Here is a 20,380-nt window from a genome sequence, read left to right on the forward strand (position 1 = left end):
GCAGGTCACTAGCTATCTTTAATTCGAGATAGTGAAATGGTAAGATGCTAGATAGAGTTACTAACTAAAGGAGTGCTACGGAATGACAAAAAAATCAATGGGAATTCATCACATTACCGCTATTGTGGGAGATCCTCAGGAAAATGTGGATTTTTATGCGGGTGTATTAGGCTTGCGTTTAGTAAAAAAAACAGTGAATTTTGATGATCCCGATACGTACCATCTGTATTTCGGTGATAAAACCGCCAAACCAGGTACCATCATCACCTTTTTTCCATGGGGCAATGCGTACAAAGGGAAAATCGGAGATGGACAAGTCGGCGTTACTACTTACGCAGTACCGACTGGAGCTTTAGCTTTCTGGGAAAAAAGACTGCAAAAATTCGAGATTCCATTTTCAAAAACAACACGCTTTGAAGAGCGGTATTTAGCATTTGATGATCCACATGGCCTTCATTTAGAACTCGTGGAAAGACAATCCGGGCAACTGAATAATTGGGAAACTCAAGAAGTGGCAGAAGATGTGGCTATTAAAGGTTTTGGAGGTGCAACTTTATATACAGCTAATGCTGAAAAAACAGCTGAATTGTTAGAAACCGTTTTAGGACTCGAAAAAATAGGAGAAGAACACGATTTATTGCGTTTCCGTGCAGCAAATGATCTCGGTAATATCATTGATGTGAAATTATCTCCAGTAGGTACAGGACAAATGGGCGTTGGAACTGTCCACCACATTGCTTGGCGTGCAAAAGACGATGCAGATCAACTAGACTGGAAAGAGCAGATAGAAACTTATGGGCTGGGCGTAACACCTGTTCAAGATCGACAGTATTTTAACGCGATCTATTTCCGCGAATACGGGGACATCTTGTTTGAAATCGCTACGGACCCACCAGGATTTGCGATAGACGAACCCCAAGAATCCCTTGGCGAAGCGTTAATGCTGCCCAAGCAATACGAAACACATCGAAAAAATATTCAGCGTAATCTGCCGCCTATTAGAGTAAAAAATCTAAAATCAAAAAAGTAAAAACATGTGAGCACCTAAAAGTAGAAGCTAGATAACAAGAAGCACCTTCGGAAAATTCGAAGGTGCTTCTTGTCATTATTTAGAAATCATACTTTTTAAGGCCAAATTAATGTTTTGAGGTCTTTCGGCTAACCGTCTCATATAGTACGCATACCAGTCTTTACCAAAAGGAACATAAGTGGTGAAAGAAAATCCTTCTTTTGCCAAATCTTTTTGCATTTCTGAGCGGAATCCGTATAACATCTGGAACTCAAAGCGGTCTAGAGAAATATTTTTTTCTTTTACAAATGCTTTTACCTGTTCAATGATATGGTGGTCATGAGTCGCAATGGACGTATATCCAGGAGCTTGAAGATGAATTTTGATAAGTTTTAAATAATTTTCATCAATTTCTTTCTTTTCTTGGTAGGAAACTTCTGCGCTTTCTTTGTAAGCACCTTTTACGAGACGAAGTCGTACATTTTGCAGGTTTTCCACATCTTTTTCGGAACGGAACAGATAGGCTTGAATAACGGTACCTACATTTTCGTATTCCTGGAGCAGCGTTTTGAGAATATCAAGCGTTTGTTGCAAGTGATCATAATCTTCCATATCTAAGTTGATAAAAATATCATAATTAGCTGCAGCTGCTACAATTTCCTGAATATTTTTTAGGCAAAAGGCCGTGTCAATGTCCAAACCGATTTGTGTTAATTTAACAGACATATGTGCATTAACGCCATAAATCTGTATGGCTTCAAGTGTTTTTAATATGGCTTCTTTCGCTTTTGTGGCTTCTTCTTCTGTGTGGACGAATTCACCTAAGCTATCGATTGTGGCACTAATTCCATTGGCATTCAGTTCCTTTACAGACTGCATCATGCTCTTGATATCAGTCCCAGCGACGACTTTTCCTGCGCCTAATTTCAATCCCCATTTTTTAGCGGCACTATTTAACGCTTGGTTTTTGGACAACCCGATAAAGAAATTTTTTGTTACACCCACTTTAATTCCTCCTATACTGTTAAAACACTTCGTCGATAGCCAAGCTTTAGAACAGGAAATCCCCTGCTCAATGAAATACAGTCTAATTTCCGGAGGAAGTTGCTGTATAATCCATTATTACCTCAGAGCATATCACATATTAACTGAAAACAAAAAATCTTAGCGTAGATAGATGCTGTAGACAGTCACGCTTTTGTTTAGTTGGTTGATAAAAAAAATTAGCATGTCAATGCTCCCGTGATGAGTAGAGAATACATCCGTCTGACGCAGGGACGCGCATTAAGGAATAGGCAAGCTTAACAATGCACTAGGTTTTGACTGTGAAGCTGTAAAATAAGTGTAGAATGGAAAAAGTGGTTGTTAAAAGTGAGGAGGATTTATCATGAATCGAAAAGCAGCTGTGAGTTTTATGATTTCAAGTTCAGTATATGCCTTGCTGCATTTTATCACTTACTTTTACGAAAGTGCCTGGTTAACGTTAATACTTTCTGTTTTAGGAGTATTCATGTTATTGTCAGCTGCGTTCTTATTACCTCTCAAGAAAATTCAGTTGCAACTGTTTCTAGTGATTGCAGCTTTAGCTGTACTGTTTTTCACGAGTGATTCTTTCTTAGGCGATTTAATTTTGGGATTGCAGCAAATGAGAAATTTGATTGGGTTGTTGCTGATCGTGCCAATGATTAGCTGGGTTTTGAAGGAAGAGCCTTACATAGAAGAAATTATGAGTTATGCTCACAACTTTTTAAATAAGAGCCAGAAGTTCTATTTTGGATTAATGGCAATGACTCAAGTGATTTCGCATTTTCTGTTATTTGGTGTCGTACCGATGATGTACCACTTTATTGATCGTTTTTTAAAAGATCATAAAGGAGAGACATGGGAAAATTTCAAAGGAACAGCTATTTTACGTGGCTTTGGACTTTCTACAATGTGGGTTATCAGTATTCCAAGTTTCATTTTTGCGGTAGAAGCATTAGAAGCAACTCTTTGGAAATCGATGGTGCTCGGCTTTATTTTTGCTTTGGCCGGGACCGTCTTATCAGTAATTTTTTCGTATTATCAAGAACAGAAATACGGGATGGATTTTTCTTTTGTTTTGAAACAAGAAATTGAAAAAGCCATGCGAAATTCACGCAATCAAGGAAAATGGAATAAAGACGTAGCGGAGTTTGTCTTTTTATTTGTATCTCTTTTTGGAACGATTTTCTTTGTACACGAAACGACGGGATTGGAATTTTTACTGACCATACCACTGGTCATTTTAGTGTGGACTTTCCTTTATTTTGGATTTAAAAAGAGATTGTCTAACTTTGTTGTGGAAACTCGGTATTATTTTTCCGTAGGTATTGCGAAACAAGCCCAGCAATTTAGCATTTTAGTAGCTGCTGGATTATTGATTTATGCGCTAAATCAATCGAATGTTGGTGACTATGTTATTAACGGGATGAATTTTTTAACAGGAATCATTCCACTGTTAAATATATTGTTCTTAATTCCATTCATTGTGATCCTGCTAGGTTTTATTGGATTGGGACCGTTGCCAGTAATCGTTTTGGTGACAGGGGTTCTGGAGGCTGTGCCATTTCCGTACCCACCTGAATTGGTTGTATTAGCCGTTACTTCTGGAAGTGTCATTTCTATCATTTTGTCACCTTTTGTTATGCCTATAATTATATTAAGTAGCGTAAATGGCTTAAGTGGAATTCGCAATGGCTTGCAATTTAATTTGAAATTTGCAATTGCTTTTTACGTGATGGTCCAATTGTTTATCCAAACAGCTATCTATCTATACTGAAATTTTCAATACACATAGCAGTCTGTAGAGACTTTTATGTGTATTTTTTATTCAGAAGACCTAAAATTGTAAGGCAGAGGAACATGGCGTATAATTTTAAATAACTGAATATTAAAACTTGGAGGGGTAGAGAAATGAATAAAAAAATACTTGCTAAAAAAACAGCGGTCGAGACTTTACTAGTTAACCGGTATATTGATGGCGTGTTAGATCCCGGAAAAGAAATGTTGGGTCCTCTAAAAGATGGAGGTCATATTATTGCCCACACAGCACCAGGTTGTTGGGGGCCGATGATTACGCCTTGTATTCGAGGGGGGCATGAAGTGACGCTGCCCGTCTATGTCGAAGGTGCAGAACCGGGAGATGGCATCGTTATTAAAATTAAATCAGTCGAAGTAACATCCCATGCCACTTCCTCAGGAAATGACAGTCCTGTTGAAGGTCGTTTTCTTGGAGACCCTTTTATCGCGGTAAAATGTCCAGGCTGTGGAACGATGTATCCAGATACGATCATTAGAGGTGTTGGACAAGAAGCTATTCGCTGCGCTAAGTGCGATGCGGATGTGACACCATTTGTTTTTACTAACGGCTATACAATGTTTTTTGGAGAAAAGGGCGATGTAGGAATCACGCTATCCAAAGAAGCAGCCGAAACAATTGCGGAAAATGGCCGGGGTTACATGAAAACGCCTGAGAACTCTGTACAAAATCCAATTGTCACTTTTGCACCGCACGATTTAGTTGGAACCATTGCACGCATGCGGCCGTTTTTAGGTCAACTCGGAACAACGCCTTCTCGTCCGACACCGGACTCACATAACGCAGGAGATTTTGGTTCTTTTCTTGTCGGAGCTCCGCACGAATACGCAAGTACACAGGAAGAATTGGAAACTCATCGGACAGATGGTCATATGGACATCAGCCGTGTTCGGGCTGGAGCCGTATTGATTTGTCCAGTGAAAGTACCAGGTGGTGGGATTTATCTAGGGGATATGCATGCCATGCAAGGGGACGGAGAAATTGCTGGACATACATCGGACGTTGCCGGTATTGTTCATCTTGAAGTTCATGTCGTTAAAGGATTAAATAATGCGGGACCTATTCTCTTGCCGAATGTCGAAGACCTACCTTATACGGCTAAACCTTTTACAGAACAAGAAAGACAGACGGCTCAACAGCTTGCAAAAAAATGGAATATCGACAAGCTAGAAGAGTCGCTGCCGGTTTCTTTTGTCGGTACAGGACCAACTTTGAATGATGCTACAGAAAATGGACTGCAACGCGCAGCCGATCTGTTTAACGTCACAGTTCCAGAAATCATGAACCGAGCTACCATAACGGGGTCAATTGAAATTGGTCGACACCCAGGAGTCGTAACAATCACGTTCCTCGCACCCGAACATTATTTAGAAAAAGCAGGGTTGTTAAACACAGTAAAAGCACAGTACTCCTAGAAAAGCGGAAGTGCCTGTAGAGCTCTGACAGGTATAAGACGGTCTGACGAAGCGGCGCTTTTTGCCATATGAAAAACCGCCAAGTCTATATGGCGGCTTCTGGTATTATTTCGGTTGGGGCGCATTAATTTCCCATGATAACTTCAAAGCATCTGCCAAGTAATCAGCGGCTTCTTCTGCCTCAAAATGATCTACTTGAAATTTAGAATGATTTAATGAGTAAATACGTTGCCGTTCTAGAAATAGCATTTCGATATCTTCAAGAGAACGTCCCTGTAACAAAGGACGGTTGTCAGCGAGAATATGAATACGTTCTTTCCATGATTCCCAGGAAATATCGAGAAATAGAACGATGCAATTGGCCATACAAATATCCTGAATCTCCTTTTGCAAAAAGGCACCGCCACCAACGGAAATGATATTGAGAGGGCGCTGGCTATACTTTACAATCAACTCTTTCTCTTTAGCCCGGAAGGCCTGTTCGCCATAGATTTCGAATATTTGCGGAATTGGCATCGTATAAAACTTCTCGATTTCCTCATCGATATCAACAAAGCTACGATAGAGTTTTTGAGCTAACAGTTTGCCAACAGTGGTTTTTCCCACTCCCATAAATCCAATGCAGACAATACTTTTTTCGCGAATGGATAAACCGAAATTTCTCATGAGCAACCTTCTTTCTCTTTTAATAGCTTAGTCGGGTTCATAGCTTACTTTACCTTATCTGTATAGAAAATTCATAAGAATTGTCAATTAACTAATTTGAATCAGAAAATCAATTTCGAGTTTTATGACATCTAGCTTCAAGGAGGAATTTCATGACATCTACCTATTTGCTGACAGGTTCGTATGCATCAGAAAAAGAACAGGGCATTAAGCTCTGGGAACTTGAAGGCATGACCGGCGAATTGACGGAACTGATGGGTATAGGAGGGATTGAACGCCCTTCTTTTATTGCTGTTCATCCAACGGGTACAAGTTTTGTCGCTACGAGTGAAGTAGGGGACGGCCAACTAGTTAGTTACTGGGTCCATCCAACTACAAAAAAAATAGTCGAAATCAATCGCCAATCTTCGAATGGTGATCATCCAGCTCACGTGACAATTGATGAAACGGGTCAATGGCTATTATCCGTTACTTATTCAGGAGCTACAGTTAATGTCCATCCGCTTTATGCAGACGGAGCAATTGGAGATTTGGCAGCTTCTGTAAAGCATGAAGGAGGAGGGCCTAACAAAAATCGGCAAGACGCCGCTCATCCTCATTCAATTATTCAAATCCCAGGAAAAAATCTGTTCTTGGTATCGGACTTGGGCACCGACACAATCTCTACTTATAAATTAGATGCCGGAACCGGTGCCTTAACGTTTAAATATGCTGCACAAACAGAAGCGGGAGCAGGACCTCGTCATTTAAGTTTCCATCCCTCAAAAGCTTTTGTCTATTCAGTAAACGAAATAAATTCCACGTTGATGGTCTACAAAGTCAGTCAAGAAGGCAAACTGGATTTTTTACAGCTATTGCCTTTAGTGCCAGATAGCTATGAGGGAGAAAACACCAGTGCAGAAATTGCAGTTTCAAGCGATGGCTGTTTTGTCTATGCGTCAAATCGGGGCTACGATAGTATTGCCTCTTTTGCTATCCAGGAAAATGGAACGTTAGAAACGCTCGGATTGACAGAGTCCGGAGGAGAAGGACCAAGACATTTTGCTTTGATTCCAGGAAATGAGTGGCTAGTAGTAGCGAATGAAAACTCCCACACACTTGCTACGCTGAAAATGAGTTGTTCAGGCATGCCTTGTATCGTTGAGAATATTGTCCAAACGACAGCGCCTGTATGTGTAAAAGTGATCAAATAAGAAAAAAAGACGGAGAGTGTCTCCGTCTTTTTTTCTTACCAATCTTTTGATTCTTTTTCGACAATGTCCAGTTCTTTCAAAAGTCGTATAAAACCACTGTCTCGATTGCCTTCAAATGCTTTTTCTGTACACGAAGAGTGGGGAGGATAATTTAGTTCAAGAGCCTTCTCCAGAGTTTCTTCTTCTAAAAAGTTGGTGGCGTCCGCCTGTTCAAAGCAAGAAGGTGCAATATATGTTCTAAACGAATGTTCCAAGATCACACGAGTTTCTGGCGCTGGCACGTTTTCTCTTGGGATAAAGAAAAGCAGTAGCAATAGCAGGGCAGCGAGAAACAACACGCTCATCCATATTTTTTTCTGCTGCATTTATTATTCCTCCGTTAATAGAATTTTTGCATCCGCTAGAATATCCTCTACCGGTGGATTCAAACCATCATACGCCTTCATAATGATTCCTTCTTTATTGACTAAGTAAAAAGAGGTGCCATGAAGAACTTGATCATCATTTTCAGGTTTTCTGGCTAAAGTTCGGAAATTATCCATAGCAAAGTCATCAATTTCTTGGGAGGTATAACCGGTCAGCAGATTCCAACTAGCTAAATCAGCTCCGTAATTTTCTGCATAAGATTTCAAGACTTCAGGCTTGTCAAACGAAGGGTCTACACTGAAAGAAACCGTTTCAACAGCTAATCCTTCTTCTTTTAACTGTTCTTGTAAGTCTGTCATGTTGGCCATCATTGGCAGGCAAACGGTTGTGCAGTTAGTAAAAACAAAATCAGCAAGCCACACGTCACCTTCTAAGTCAGCTAAGCCGAAATCTTCGTTGTTGTGATTAGTAAAAGTAAAATCTTCTATTTCCCACTCAAGTGGATCTTCAACGCCTTGGTTGCAGGCAGCCAGAAAAATGCTGAAGAAAACTGCTAGTAATAGTCCTCTATATTTTCTCAAAAATGTCAGCCTCTCTTTCAATAACAGATATCCTCCTAAGCGTAGTGGAAATTATGCTGTCAAACAAGGGCATAAAGGAAAAGAAATGTGTAGACATTTCGAACAGATATCCTTCTGAATTCCTATATTTATCTAAATTTTTGAATAATTTTGTATCTTCACAAGGTATTTACGAGTCTTACGTAGAATTAAAAAGAGACATGGAACCATTGAACTATTGGAGGTGCAAAAATGAATGATTTTCAACGCCATCTTACTCCAGACAAGTTGGAAGCTTTCCATACAGGTCTGATGAAAGACGCTTATCTTTATTTTGGAGCGCATACCGCTACAAATGAAACAACATTTACTCTATGGGTTCCAGGTGTGACTAAAGTAGCGGTAGCCTGTACACATCCTGAAAGTCTTGTGGAAGAATTTTTTCAAATGGAACAGCACGTTCTTGATGAAACCATTTGGCAAGTGAGAATTCCCCGGAGATTAACTGGATACGCTTATGAGTATATCTTTGAAACACTAACTGGAGAAGTAGTAAGGAAATCTGATCCGTACGCTCAAATGAGCGAAATGAGACCAGAAACCAAATCTATAGTAGCAGCTTTTTCTAAACACACTTGGTCAAAAACTGTATTGCATCAAAAGAAAGTTTTAAACAATAAGCATGGTGAAAAACCGATAGCAATTTACGAATTGCATATTGGGACATGGAAACGTAATGCACAAGGGGGGTTTTTAAATTATCGTGAATTGGCAGATGAGTTGATTCCATATGTTTTGGAGATGGGTTTTACGCATATAGAAATTCTGCCCATCACAGAACATCCGTTAGATGAATCTTGGGGCTATCAGACGACTGGTTATTTTGCGCCAACGAGCCGATACGGAACTGCTGATGATTTGAAGTATTTTATTGCTAAATGCGCAGAAAAAAAAGTTGGCTTAATTTTAGATTGGGTACCGGGTCATTTCTGCGTCGATGAACATGCACTGGCAAACTTTAATGGTGGCTATTTATATGAGTACGAGCAGGAGGACCGGCGTGCCAACCCAGACTGGGGAACGTTGAATTTCGATATTCGAAAGGGAGAAGTCGCTAGTTTTTTACTGTCGAGCAGTCACTATTGGCTAAGCGAATTTAAGTTTGATGGTTTTCGTATGGACGCTCTAATTTGTTTGCTATTTGTACCAAACCGTGAAGAGGCTATACCTAACGAAGAAGGTGCCGCTTTTCTAAAGAAGTTGACAAATAGTTTAAAAGAGCATCATCCAGAAGTGTTATTAATTGCAGAAGACGCGTGGAACTATCCGAAAGTGACACACGATACAGCAGAAGGAGGAGTCGGCTTTCATTATAAATGGAATTTTGGCTGGATGCGTGACACGCTGGATTATATGGAAACTCAGCCATCAAAGCGTTCTGAGGTGCATAAAAAAATGAACTTCTCTCTCGTGTATCAGTATGAAGAGCGTTATCTTCTTGCACTTTCCCACGATGAAGTAGTAAATGGCCAAGGTTCTTTGCTGAACAAACTTCCAGGGACCTTGAGTGATCGTTTTGCTCAACTCAGACTACTCCTCAGTTTTTGGATTGCTCACCCAGGAAAAAAATTGCTTTTCATGGGTCAAGAGTTTGGTCATTTTGAAGAATGGAATTTCACATCAGAATTGGATTGGGGTTCTTTGGAAACTGAAGACCACAAAAAAATGGCTAATTTTACAAAAGAATTACTGTCTTTTTATAAAACTGAAAAAGCTTTTTTTGAATTAGATGATCATCCGGACGGTTTTACTTGGATCGATGCGGACAACCACCAACAAAGTGTAGCTGCCTTTATTCGTAGGGGCCATTTGCCACGGGATGAGTGTATTGTGGTGTGTAATTTTTCAGACCAACATTATACCGATTTTGAATTGGAGGTTCCTGAAAACAATACTTATGAAAAAATTTTTACGTCAGAAAGCAAACCTTCAGAAATAGCGGTTGGTGCGACAAATCATGCAGGTGAGGGCTTGATGTATGCCATTTCGATCGATTTGCCAGCATTTACATTGATTATCTGGAAACTAAAGAGAATGGGAGGGAATCAACATGAACGATAAAGTCGTTGCAATGTTGTTAGCCGGCGGACAAGGAAGCAGATTAAAGTCATTAACGTATACAATAGCAAAACCCGCATTGCCTTTTGGTGGAAAATATCGAATCATCGATTTCCCGTTGTCCAATTGCACCAATTCAGGAATCAATACCGTTGGCGTGCTGACACAATATCAGCCGCATGTCCTTCATGAATATATCGGACTGGGAACTCCGTGGGATTTAGATCGACGTCACGGGGGAGTCACCATGCTACCACCTTATACCGAAATAGAAGGGGTTAAATGGTATGCAGGTACAGCCAGTGCCATTTATCAAAATATCAATTACCTTACATCATGTGATCCTGAGTATGTTTTGATTCTATCAGGAGATCATATTTATAAAATGGATTACGAAGTACTAATCGATTATCACAAAGAACATGAAGCGGATGTCACCATTTCGGTGCTAGAAGTTCCGTGGGAAGAAGCAAGCAGGTTTGGTGTTATTAACGTCGATGACAGCATGATCATTAAAGAATTTGATGAAAAACCAGAAAATCCAAAAAGTAATTTAGCTTCTATGGGTGTCTATGTATTTAAATGGAAAAAGCTAAAAGAATATTTAGAAATAGACAATTTAAATAAAGAGTCTTCTCATGATTTTGGTATGGATATCCTACCGGCTATGTTAGAAAAAGGCGAAAAAATGATTGCTTATCCATTTAAAGGATACTGGAAAGACGTCGGAACGGTTGAAAGTCTATGGGAAGCCAACATGGACTTGCTTGATTTGAACTCTGGCTTAAATCTTCATGACTCTGCTTGGCGTATTTTTTCTTCAAATCCACAATTACCACCACAGGTGATTAATAAAACAGGTAATGTTCAAAGCTCTATGGTTAACGAAGGCTGCGTAATTTCTGGAGACGTTTCAAAGTCGGTTGTTTTTCAGAAGGTAACGATTGAAGAAGGAGCTGCCGTTTCTGAAAGTGTCATCATGAGTGGCTCTACGATAAAAAAAGGTGCCAAGCTTCATCGGGTAATTGTACCGCCGAATTTAGAGGTGCCGGAAGGATTTGAAATCCATGATCAGCAGGATGAAGTGGTTCTTCTGATTCAAGAGCAATTGGATGAATGGAAGGAGCGTGAGGGGAAATGAACCTACTTGCTGTAGTAGACGCCTCTGTTAATAAAGAAGGATTACAAGATTTGACGATGCAACGAACTGTTTCTTCAGTACCCTTTGCGGGGCGTTACCGATTAATTGATTTTCCATTATCGAATCTCGTCAATTCGGGAGTCAATACGGTTGGCGTATTCCCATCGAATCCTTTTTCTTCTCTGCTAGATCATATTGGTGGAGGAAAAAGTTGGGACTTAGACCGAAGAAAAAACGGCTTGTTTTTTCTGCCGGTTACGCAGCGAAATGGTGGATTATCAACCGTGGGCCCATTTGCAGCATTAGAAGAGCATATGCAATTTTTTACAAAAAGTATTCAACCTTACGTTGTCGTCATTAATAGCTTTGTTGTTACTCAATTAGACTTTAAAGACATGCTGAAGCAGCATATCAAATCAGGTGCTGATATTACAGAAGCGGTTAGTAGCGGAGTTTCTTTGAAAACCTATATTCTGTCTAAAGAGTTGTTAATTGAACTGATTCAAACGCACCGTGATAAAAAAGTAGTAAGTGTCGAAGATGTCGTCAATTTAAAGAAAAGTCCTTATACGTTTAATGACTATGAATACAGCGGATATTTTGCAATTATTGATTCGATTCAAAGTTATTTCCAAGCGTCGTTGGCTTTGTTAGATGAAGAAAATAGGAAGCAGTTATTCCTACCAGATCGTCCAATTTATACAAAAGTCAAAGATGAGCCTCCAACGCGCTATATCCATGGGGCCCATGTTAAGCGAGCTTTGGTAGCCAATGGCGGCACCATTATGGGGAGTGTGATGGATAGTATCATTAGTCGGGGAGTTTGCATTAAGAAAAATACACAATTAGAAAAATGCGTGATTATGCAGAAATGTGTAATTGAAGAAAATTGTGATTTGTCGTATGTAATTGCAGACAAAGAAGTTCATATCGGTGAAGGAGTCGTTTTACGTGGAACTGCAGAACAGCCGATTGTTTTACGTAAAGGAGCAATCGTCACGAAGGAGGATTTATGATGAAAGTCATTATGGCAGCAGCAGAATGTGCACCTTTTGCAAAAGCTGGAGGATTAGCAGATGTAATCGGAGCCTTACCGAAAGAACTTAGCAGATTAGGCCATGATATTACGGTCATTATACCAAAATATAGCTTGATCTCAGAACAGTACGCATTGAAATTTATCTTGAAAGAATCTATCGAAGTGAATTTTAAAGGACGGCAACTTCCTTTTAGACTTTTTGAATACAAACAAGCCGGAGTAACCTACTTGTTTGTAGAAAATGATGATTATTTTAAAAGAGAACAAATTTACGGACAAAAAGATGACTCTGAACGATACGCTTTTTTTAACCGATCCGTGCTAGAAATTGTCCAACTTCAAGAGCAACAAGCCGATGTAATTCATGTGCACGACTGGCATACGGCTATGATCCCGTTCCTCCTAAAGGAGGATCAGCGATATGCTTCGATTCAAGCAATTAAGACCGTTTTGACCATCCACAACCTGCAATTTCAAGGTAAATTTTCAAAAGAAAAATTTCTGGAGAATTTTGAAATGGATGAGCGTTACTATGACGAGGGAATTGTAGAATGGCGCGGTGGCTTCAACTCTTTAAAGACAGGCATTTCCTACGTGGATAAAATAACGACTGTGAGTCCGACTTATCGAGACGAAATTTTGACGGATTTTTATGGAGAGAAACTAAATAGTCTTCTACAAGAAAAGCAACAAGATTTAGTCGGTATTTTAAATGGCATTGATACAGAAGTCTATAATCCAGCGACGGATCTTGCCATCGTACGGGAATTTGATGCAATGAGCATGGAAGGAAAGCAAGTCAATAAGCGTGAAATCCAATCAAAGGCAGGTCTTCCTGAACGTGGAGATGTTCCGTTACTAACAATGATTTCGAGGCTAGCAGGACAAAAGGGAGTTGACGTCTTGCAAGAAGTATTGCCTAATTTGTTGGAAAAAGAAGATGTTCAGTTTGCTTTATTGGGTTCAGGAGAGGAAAAGTACGAGCAGTTTTTCCAGAAGTTAGCAGCTGATTTTCCAGATAAGGTTTACATTCATATTGGCTTTGATGAGGCCTTTGCACATCTACTATACGCAGGAGCGGATATTTTCCTCATGCCTTCTCATTTCGAGCCTTGTGGTTTGAGTCAATTGATCTCAATGCAATACGGAACAGTCCCTGTAGCCAATAAAACAGGCGGATTGAAAGACACAGTCATTGAATACGATGAAAATTTAAAGACCGGTAATGGATTTTTGAGCGATTTTTCACAGGACAAGCCCTTTGATCTTGCCCTCCAACGATGTTTAGATTTTTACCAGCAGCCTAAGCATTGGGAAACAATCAAGAAAAATGGCATGGAAGGCAATTATTCATGGTCGCGTTCTGCGACAGAATACGCCAAACTTTATGAAAAGCTAATCTAAAGGGGCGTGCCAATGATGTTTTCTTCTAAAGAAGAGTTCAAAAAAAGCTTTATCACACGAATCGAATCTAAAGATATGAGAAAAACGACGGAGCTAGCTTATGAGATACTGCGGGAAATGACTTGTGAGTGGATCAAAGAGAGTTGGGATCGAACAAATGGGCTGTATAAAGAAAATGATGAAAAACAATTGTACTATTTCTCTATCGAATTTCTGATTGGTCGTGTTTTAGGACAAAACCTTATGAATATAAATGCTTACGACATCGTTAAAGAAGGTCTTGATGAACTGGGCTTTCAACTTTCTGAAGTAGAAGAACTTGAAGTAGAGCCGGGTCTTGGTAATGGCGGGTTAGGAAGATTGGCAGCTTGTTTTATGGATTCGCTGGCTTCTCTTCAATTACCGGGACATGGCTATGGGCTGCGCTATAAAGGTGGGCTATTTACTCAGCATTTCGTCAATGGCTATCAGACAGAACAACCTACAGAATGGATACAAGAAGAGCACAACGCAGATGCTCGTCGTGAAGACCTTGCAATAGACATTCCTTATTATGGAGACGTTCAATTAGTCATGGGGACAGACGGACTAAAGATGAAGGTAGAAAATTCGGAATGGGTCAAAGCAGTGCCTTATGATATGCCAATTGTCGGAGCAAATGGGGGGACAGTTAATACACTTCGGTTGTGGCAGGCAGAAGTTTCAAATTTCCCGTTTCCTGGAGATAAAGATTACTTGGTTTATGAACAAGAAACCGCCAAGATCACCGACCGACTTTATCCTGATGATTCTCTAGAATCTGGCAAAATCCTCCGTTTGAAGCAACAATACTTTCTCTGTAGTGCATCACTCCAAGATATCTTGAATAATCGCAGCTTTTCTATGGAGAAACTTCCAGAAAATGTCGCCATTCAAATCAATGATACACATCCAGCTTTGGCCGTTCCAGAATTGATGCGCTTATTGATTGATGATCATCACCTCACTTGGGAACAAGCTTGGGATATTACGACGCGCACTATTTCCTATACAAATCATACGATTTTGGAAGAAGCGATGGAAAAATGGGACAGTCGGCTGATTCAATCTTTACTGCCAAGAGTCTATACGATCATCGAAGAAATCGACAAGCGTTTCAAAGAAAGTCTAGAGACACAAACTATAGACGAAGAAACATTTCGAAAGCTGTCAATTATTGAAAATGGTGTGATTAAAATGGCCGTATTAGCAGTAGTAGGAAGCTATAAAGTAAATGGTGTGGCCAAACTGCACACAGAAATTTTGAAAAAACGAGAAATGAAAGAACTGAACGAACAGTTTCCGAACAAGTTTCACAATAAAACCAATGGCATCGCACATCGAAGGTGGCTCGTTAAAGCCAACCAAGAGTTATCTGGACTAATTACTGAAACAATTGGACCTCGGTGGATTGAAGAGCCTGAACGTTTAAACGAATTGCATTATTTTGCTCAAAATCACTCCTTTCTTCAAGATTTTCAAGCGATTAAAACTTTGAAAAAAGAACAATTACTTTATCATCTTCAACGAAATGAAAATATAATTGTAGATCCAGCTTCTATTTTTGATATCCACATTAAACGTGTTCATGGCTATAAGCGACAGCTAATGAACATCATGCATATTCAAATGCTTTGCGATCGAATTAAACAAGATTCAACGTACCGGCCACATCCACGAACTTTCTTTTTTGGAGGAAAGGCGGCGCCGAGTTATCATTTTGCCAAACAAGTGATTAAAATGATTAATACGGTAGCAGTGAAAGTGAATAATGATCCACTGCTAAGAAAACACCTGCACATTGTCTTTGTCGAAAATTACAATGTCACGCAAGCTGAATACTTAATTCCAGCAGCTGATGTGAGCGAGCAAATATCTACCGCTTCTAAAGAAGCTTCCGGTACGGGCAATATGAAGTTGATGATGAATGGGGCATTGACGATTGGTACCTTGGACGGTGCGAACGTCGAAATATTCGAGCAAGCTGGTCAAGAAAATGCGTTTGTCTTCGGGATGCGTGCTGAAGAGGTTATGCAGTATGAAAAAGAACAATCCTATGATCCGAAAGAAATAATCAATTCAGATCCTGAAATTAAAAAAATGATGAAGCAGTTGGTTGATGGAGAATGGACAGAAGGAAAAGAGAATGTTGATTTTATTGTGGGGCAGCTGTTAGAAGATAGGGACCCTTATTTTGTTTTGAAAGACATTCACAGCTACTCAAATGCACATGAACGAATTTTGGCAGCTTATGCGAATCCAGTAAAATGGGCTGAAATGTGCGTCAAAAATATCGCTGCTTCCGGTATTTTCTCAAGCGACCGTACCATTCAGCAATATTCGAATGATGTTTGGCATTTAACAAAAATCCCCAGCGTATATTAGTCGGTGAAAGGGTGGAAATATGACAGATCATCATTTTGATAACACTGATTTAAAAGACTATAAGGCAAGTGGAGCACTCGTTGGAAAAGTTGCAATTGTTACAGGTGGCAGTAGTGGTATCGGTCAAGCAGTAGCAATCGCTTACGCCAAAGAAGGCGCTAAGGTGGTTATCGGTTATCTAGGAGACGATGAAGGTGCTCAAAAAACCATCACATTAATTGAAAGTTATGGAGGCAAAGTGAAAGCGTTAAGCGGTGATTTAGGGAAATCAGCGAATTGTGATGAGTTGGTCCAGTTTACTTTAGCGGAATTTGGCCAAGTGGATATAGTGGTCAATAACGCAGGTTACCAATATCCTCAAACTTCACCACTTGATATTACAGATGAACAATTACTTAAAACTTTTGAAATTAAAGCCTTTGCTATGTTTTATTTGACGAGAGCGGCGCTTCCGCATTTAAAAAGAGGTTCACGAATTATCAATACCGCATCCATCAATGCTTACCGGGGACATTCGGATTTGATTGATTATGCGGGAGCAAATGGCGCGATGGTTGCCATGACGCGGTCACTGGCAAGACGTTTAGTGCGCGAAGAAATTGCAGTGAATGGCATCGCACCAGGACCCATCTGGACGCCGCTAATTACAAAAACCTTCGGTGATTTAAATCCAAATGTCGCTGATGATTTTGGTGAAGATGTTCCAGCTGGACGTCCAGGGCAGCCGTACGAATTGGTGAAGGCCTATGTTTTTTTGGCAGATCCGCAAAATTCATATATGACAGGTCAATTTTTGCATATGAATGGTGGCGACTATATGTCTACGTAAATAGTAGAAAGCAGGGCAAGAGACGTTTCTTGTCCTGCTTTTTCATTTCTGTTTTCATATGCTAAAATTTAGTGGAGAACAGGAGTGAGTTTTTGAAAAAAACAGTAGTGTCCTTCCTAGTAATTTTAATGTTACTGTTGCTGTCAGCTTGCAACAAAGCAGCTGAGCAACCAAAAGACGAAGCAGTGAGTAATGAGGAGCAGCAAGAGAACGATAAAGATAAAGTAGAACAGCCTGTCCTAAACGAAGATGTTGCAGAAACCTTGAGTGTACATTATATAGATGTTGGCCAAGGCGATGCCACACTAGTAGAATTTGATGGGTTTTTGCTGTTGATTGACGCGGGCCATTGGAAATCAACCCAAGTAGTAGATTACTTGAAGCAGCAAGGCATCAAAGAAATTGATATTGTGGTTGGTACTCATCCGGATGCTGATCATATTGGTCAACTGGCACAAGTAATCGGAGAATTTGAGGTTGGAGAAGTGTGGATGTCCGGTAATACGAGTAGCTCTAATACATTTACAAATGCACTGCAAGCTATTGAAGCAAGTGATACAGCGTATGATGAGCCGAAAACAGGTGACATTTTTGATGTGGGCTCTTTGCAAATTGAAGTGCTACATCCAAAAGAACTTACCGGTGCAGCAAACGAGGAATCCATTTCATTAAAAATCACCTATGGGGATGTCGATTTTGTTTTTACAGGAGATGCGGGCATTACAGAAGAACAACAAATGATTGACAGTGGTATCGAGTTAAATGCGGAAATTTTACGTTTAGGACACCACGGTTCCAATACATCAACCAGTGAGGTTTTTTTGAAGGCAGTTAATCCTGACGTTGCAATTTATAGTGCAGGAGCCGATAACTCTTATGGACATCCGCATGCAGAAGTAATTGCAGCTGTAGAAAATGCAGGAGTAGAAGTCTACGGGACAGATGTCAACGGCACGATTGTGGTAGAAACAGACGGTAAATCCTATCGTGTGAAAACGCAGAAGAAAGGCGTTCCCACTGAAGGAGAAAATCGGTGTATCGATTTGAATATTGCTTCTTCAGCGGAATTGCAGGAGATATCGGGAATTGGCGATGCTTACGCAAAGGCAATTATCGAGCAACGACCGTTTGAAAGCGTGGAAGAATTAATTGATATTAAAGGAATTGGGCAAGGGACGCTGGAGGTTATTCAAGAACAGGGCCTGGCTTGCATAGGAGGGTAATGCGATGAAAGGAATTTTGGACCGTATTGAAGACGGTAGATATGCGGTCATCTTAGTAGAAGCAGAAAAACTTGAATTGATCTTGCCTTTCGATTATTTGCCCGCAGGAAGCCATATTAATTCTTGGTTCACGATTGATGCAGAAAACAGACAACTTTCTATCATTCTGGATGAAGAAACCTCTCTTATCAAAAACCAACAAACAAAAGAGCTGATGGATCGATTGAGAATGAGAAAAAAAGGAAGCCGTTTCAAAAGAAAGTAAAAAGAAGGGGATGTCTTAAAAGGTCGTAAACAATGGCTTTTTCGGTGCAGCCCCTTTTGTCTGCTAAAGAACAAGCTGATGTCCATTGCGACGAAGCTAGCGAATCTTACAGAAGCATATCTTTGCCTTTCGTCGTCCTTCATTACCATCAGCCATTTTGACTCTAGAAAAAGAGACGAAAACCACTCATTTCTGTAAGAAGACGCAAAATTGATGGAAAAAATGTGCTTGGTCGTGTCAAGCGCAATCGGTCCTTCCTAAAATTATACTTTCAGGAACTCGAAAAAGTACACACCGATTTTAGGATTGTCGCACGGGCTCACAATTTTTTGGAAGTAGCTGGTATCCATCAGCTACTATCTGCATTTTCGGCGGCAATTCAAAAAAACAGACGGAGAAAAAGAAACGCTTTTTCTCCGTCTGTTTTATGTTAGAGGCTTATCGGACAAGCTCCTCTTTGTACTTGTATATAAGTTATAACGGTTTTCTACTTAAGCTATCTAATCTTGTTCCAGCAGTTCTAAATGGTAATCGGCTACTTGATTGGGTTTATACAAATCGGTAATTGATGTTAAGTAATCGATAATCGATGCATTGAAATCCCATTCTTGAGCTGGAATACGGATTCGGAAATTCAGTTGATATAACAATACTACAATGTCATGATAGTCTTCACTTGTTACCTTGAAGTCAAAAGAAATTTTTCGTTTGTTTGAGTGAACATTCGAATTCTCCATTAATTCTGCTTTGAAATGAAGAGCTTCTAGTTTAGTATCGTTGATCCAAATAATCGTTTTCATTACTCGCTTCACCTCTAGTTATTGAAGTTTTTTTTATGCGGTTGTCGAATGTCTGCAACAATCAAAGCAATAACAAGGAACAAACCGAGAAAACCGATGGTCGGATAAAACAGACTAACAAGTTTCGTGAAACCAACAAAACTCAATACATAAGCGACAAGCCCGACAGCAATGATGAACATGCGAGATTTCATCGTACCCATTTCAACAAAGCGCGCTGAGAATGAGAACAGCATGCTGACAGCAGTGTTGTAGATCATGCCAAAAAGAATGAATGACATGAAGACTCCAAGAATTGGTGATAAATCATCAGCTATTTGCAGTAAAGGCATTTCTGCGCTACCGACAACATCCACTTTAGAGAAAATCGCCAAATGGCTCAAAATAATTAGACCACCTAAAATAAGTCCGCCGATGAGTCCCCCACGTGCTGCGACTTTTTCGTCTTTTTCAGTACCACCCATGACAATGGCCATTGAAGCACCGACAGCTATATTAAATGATACGTAATTTATAGCGGACAGGAACCAGTTTGGTAGAACAGAAGCTTGATCATTAGCGATAGGGTTTAATGATGCAAATGTGGCATCCATCGTCAGTAAACTATAGACCGCTAAAACTACAACGGCAATAATTAAAAATGGAGTAATACTGCCAATGATAGCAATGACTTTTTTAACATTCAGCATGATGGTCAAGACGACCAGAATCGCCATGACTGTACTACCAAGTGGAGCTGGCAAATTGAATTGCTGAGAGAAAATAGAGCCTGCTCCGGCAATCATCACGACACCCACTCCGAAAAGAGTCAGGATGATGATGTAATCAACAATCGTACCAATTATTTTTCCGCTAATCCCAAAAATAGCTTCTTTATGTGATGTTGTTTTCATACGACTTCCCAGTCGAGTTAAACTCATTCCTAAATATGCAAATAAAGCAGTTGCTAAGATTGCTGCAATAGTTCCCATATAGCCAAAGCTAGTAAAATACTGAAGAATTTCTTGGCCAGAAGCGAATCCGGCACCGACAATAATGCCGACAAAGGCACTTCCCATTTTTAAACTTTTCATGTTGTTCCCCCTTGATGCTGATTGCTACGGATGTAAG

The 20,380-nt window shown here is 40.0% G+C and carries 18 protein-coding genes; 12 read left to right on the forward strand and 6 right to left on the reverse strand.

The window, feature by feature from the left end; all coding sequences use genetic code 11:
- Nucleotides 1-82: 82 nt before the first annotated feature.
- On the forward strand, nt 83-1,030 hold the full coding sequence (locus AJGP001_RS01680) for a ring-cleaving dioxygenase (protein WP_071153418.1): 948 nt from the start codon (nt 83-85) through the stop codon (nt 1,028-1,030).
- A 75-nt stretch (nt 1,031-1,105) separates the two neighbouring features.
- On the opposite strand, the gene AJGP001_RS01685 is transcribed toward AJGP001_RS01680, so the two are convergent.
- Nucleotides 1,106-2,014: a proline dehydrogenase family protein gene (locus tag AJGP001_RS01685; protein WP_071153419.1), complete on the reverse strand. Its 909-nt coding sequence runs from the start codon at nt 2,012-2,014 to the stop codon at nt 1,106-1,108.
- A gap of 382 nt (nt 2,015-2,396) precedes the next feature.
- Here AJGP001_RS01685 and AJGP001_RS01690 point away from each other — a divergent pair, with 382 nt between their 5' ends.
- Together AJGP001_RS01690 and AJGP001_RS01695 are read left to right on the forward strand one after the other, a co-directional pair.
- Nucleotides 2,397-3,809 (forward strand): hypothetical protein, encoded by a 1,413-nt coding sequence (locus AJGP001_RS01690; protein ID WP_078080079.1) that lies wholly within the window; start codon nt 2,397-2,399, stop codon nt 3,807-3,809.
- A 134-nt stretch (nt 3,810-3,943) separates the two neighbouring features.
- Entirely contained in the window at nt 3,944-5,263 is a 1,320-nt protein-coding gene (locus AJGP001_RS01695; protein WP_078080080.1) for an acetamidase/formamidase family protein, read from the forward strand.
- Nucleotides 5,264-5,368: 105 nt separating this feature from the next.
- Here AJGP001_RS01695 and AJGP001_RS01700 read toward each other — a convergent pair whose 3' ends face one another.
- Nucleotides 5,369-5,929: a shikimate kinase gene (locus AJGP001_RS01700; protein ID WP_078080081.1), complete on the reverse strand. Its 561-nt coding sequence runs from the start codon at nt 5,927-5,929 to the stop codon at nt 5,369-5,371.
- Between the two features lie 152 nt (nt 5,930-6,081).
- Between AJGP001_RS01700 and AJGP001_RS01705 the strand changes: the two genes are divergently transcribed.
- A complete protein-coding gene (locus AJGP001_RS01705; RefSeq protein ID WP_071153420.1) occupies nt 6,082-7,122 on the forward strand; it encodes a lactonase family protein in 1,041 nt (346 codons plus the stop codon).
- Between the two features lie 35 nt (nt 7,123-7,157).
- Here AJGP001_RS01705 and AJGP001_RS01710 read toward each other — a convergent pair whose 3' ends face one another.
- Both AJGP001_RS01710 and AJGP001_RS01715 read right to left on the reverse strand, forming a co-directional pair.
- A complete protein-coding gene (locus AJGP001_RS01710) occupies nt 7,158-7,487 on the reverse strand; it encodes a hypothetical protein (protein WP_071153421.1) in 330 nt (109 codons plus the stop codon).
- A gap of 3 nt (nt 7,488-7,490) precedes the next feature.
- Nucleotides 7,491-8,069 carry an SCO family protein gene (locus AJGP001_RS01715; RefSeq protein WP_058386980.1) on the reverse strand — a complete coding sequence of 193 codons (579 nt, stop codon included), beginning with the start codon at nt 8,067-8,069 and terminating at the stop codon, nt 7,491-7,493.
- 231 nt (nt 8,070-8,300) lie between these two features.
- Between AJGP001_RS01715 and glgB the strand changes: the two genes are divergently transcribed.
- The 8 genes from glgB (at nt 8,301) to AJGP001_RS01755 (ending at nt 18,470) form a co-directional block, all read left to right on the forward strand.
- Nucleotides 8,301-10,169, forward strand: a complete 1,869-nt coding sequence (glgB, locus tag AJGP001_RS01720; protein ID WP_071153422.1) for a 1,4-alpha-glucan branching protein GlgB — start codon at nt 8,301-8,303, stop codon at nt 10,167-10,169.
- On the forward strand, nt 10,159-11,307 hold the full coding sequence (locus tag AJGP001_RS01725) for a glucose-1-phosphate adenylyltransferase (RefSeq protein WP_071153423.1): 1,149 nt from the start codon (nt 10,159-10,161) through the stop codon (nt 11,305-11,307). Before glgB ends, AJGP001_RS01725 begins: the two co-directional genes overlap by 11 nt.
- The gene (locus AJGP001_RS01730) at nt 11,304-12,323 is read left to right on the forward strand and encodes a GlgC family sugar phosphate nucleotidyltransferase (RefSeq protein ID WP_071153424.1); all 1,020 of its coding nucleotides are present in this window, start codon (nt 11,304-11,306) and stop codon (nt 12,321-12,323) included. Before AJGP001_RS01725 ends, AJGP001_RS01730 begins: the two co-directional genes overlap by 4 nt.
- On the forward strand, nt 12,323-13,750 hold the full coding sequence (gene glgA / locus AJGP001_RS01735) for a glycogen synthase GlgA (protein ID WP_071153425.1): 1,428 nt from the start codon (nt 12,323-12,325) through the stop codon (nt 13,748-13,750). The genes AJGP001_RS01730 and glgA overlap by 1 nt, the downstream gene beginning before the upstream one ends.
- 15 nt (nt 13,751-13,765) lie before the next feature.
- Complete coding sequence (locus tag AJGP001_RS01740; protein WP_071153539.1) at nt 13,766-16,153, forward strand: glycogen/starch/alpha-glucan phosphorylase; 2,388 nt, start codon at nt 13,766-13,768, stop codon at nt 16,151-16,153.
- Between the two features lie 19 nt (nt 16,154-16,172).
- Nucleotides 16,173-16,982: an SDR family oxidoreductase gene (locus AJGP001_RS01745; RefSeq protein ID WP_071153426.1), complete on the forward strand. Its 810-nt coding sequence runs from the start codon at nt 16,173-16,175 to the stop codon at nt 16,980-16,982.
- A 92-nt stretch (nt 16,983-17,074) separates the two neighbouring features.
- Nucleotides 17,075-18,205, forward strand: a complete 1,131-nt coding sequence (locus AJGP001_RS01750; protein ID WP_071153427.1) for an MBL fold metallo-hydrolase — start codon at nt 17,075-17,077, stop codon at nt 18,203-18,205.
- A 4-nt stretch (nt 18,206-18,209) separates the two neighbouring features.
- Nucleotides 18,210-18,470: a DUF3006 domain-containing protein gene (locus AJGP001_RS01755; RefSeq protein WP_071153428.1), complete on the forward strand. Its 261-nt coding sequence runs from the start codon at nt 18,210-18,212 to the stop codon at nt 18,468-18,470.
- 500 nt (nt 18,471-18,970) lie between these two features.
- Here the strand turns inward: AJGP001_RS01755 and AJGP001_RS01760 are convergent, their stop codons facing one another.
- On the reverse strand, nt 18,971-19,270 hold the full coding sequence (locus AJGP001_RS01760; protein ID WP_071153430.1) for a DUF3219 family protein: 300 nt from the start codon (nt 19,268-19,270) through the stop codon (nt 18,971-18,973).
- A gap of 14 nt (nt 19,271-19,284) precedes the next feature.
- The gene (locus AJGP001_RS01765; protein ID WP_071153431.1) at nt 19,285-20,343 is read right to left on the reverse strand and encodes a YkvI family membrane protein; all 1,059 of its coding nucleotides are present in this window, start codon (nt 20,341-20,343) and stop codon (nt 19,285-19,287) included.
- Nucleotides 20,344-20,380 lie beyond the last annotated feature (37 nt).

It is taken from the genome of Planococcus faecalis (assembly GCF_002009235.1).
GTDB lineage: Bacteria > Bacillota > Bacilli > Bacillales_A > Planococcaceae > Planococcus > Planococcus kocurii.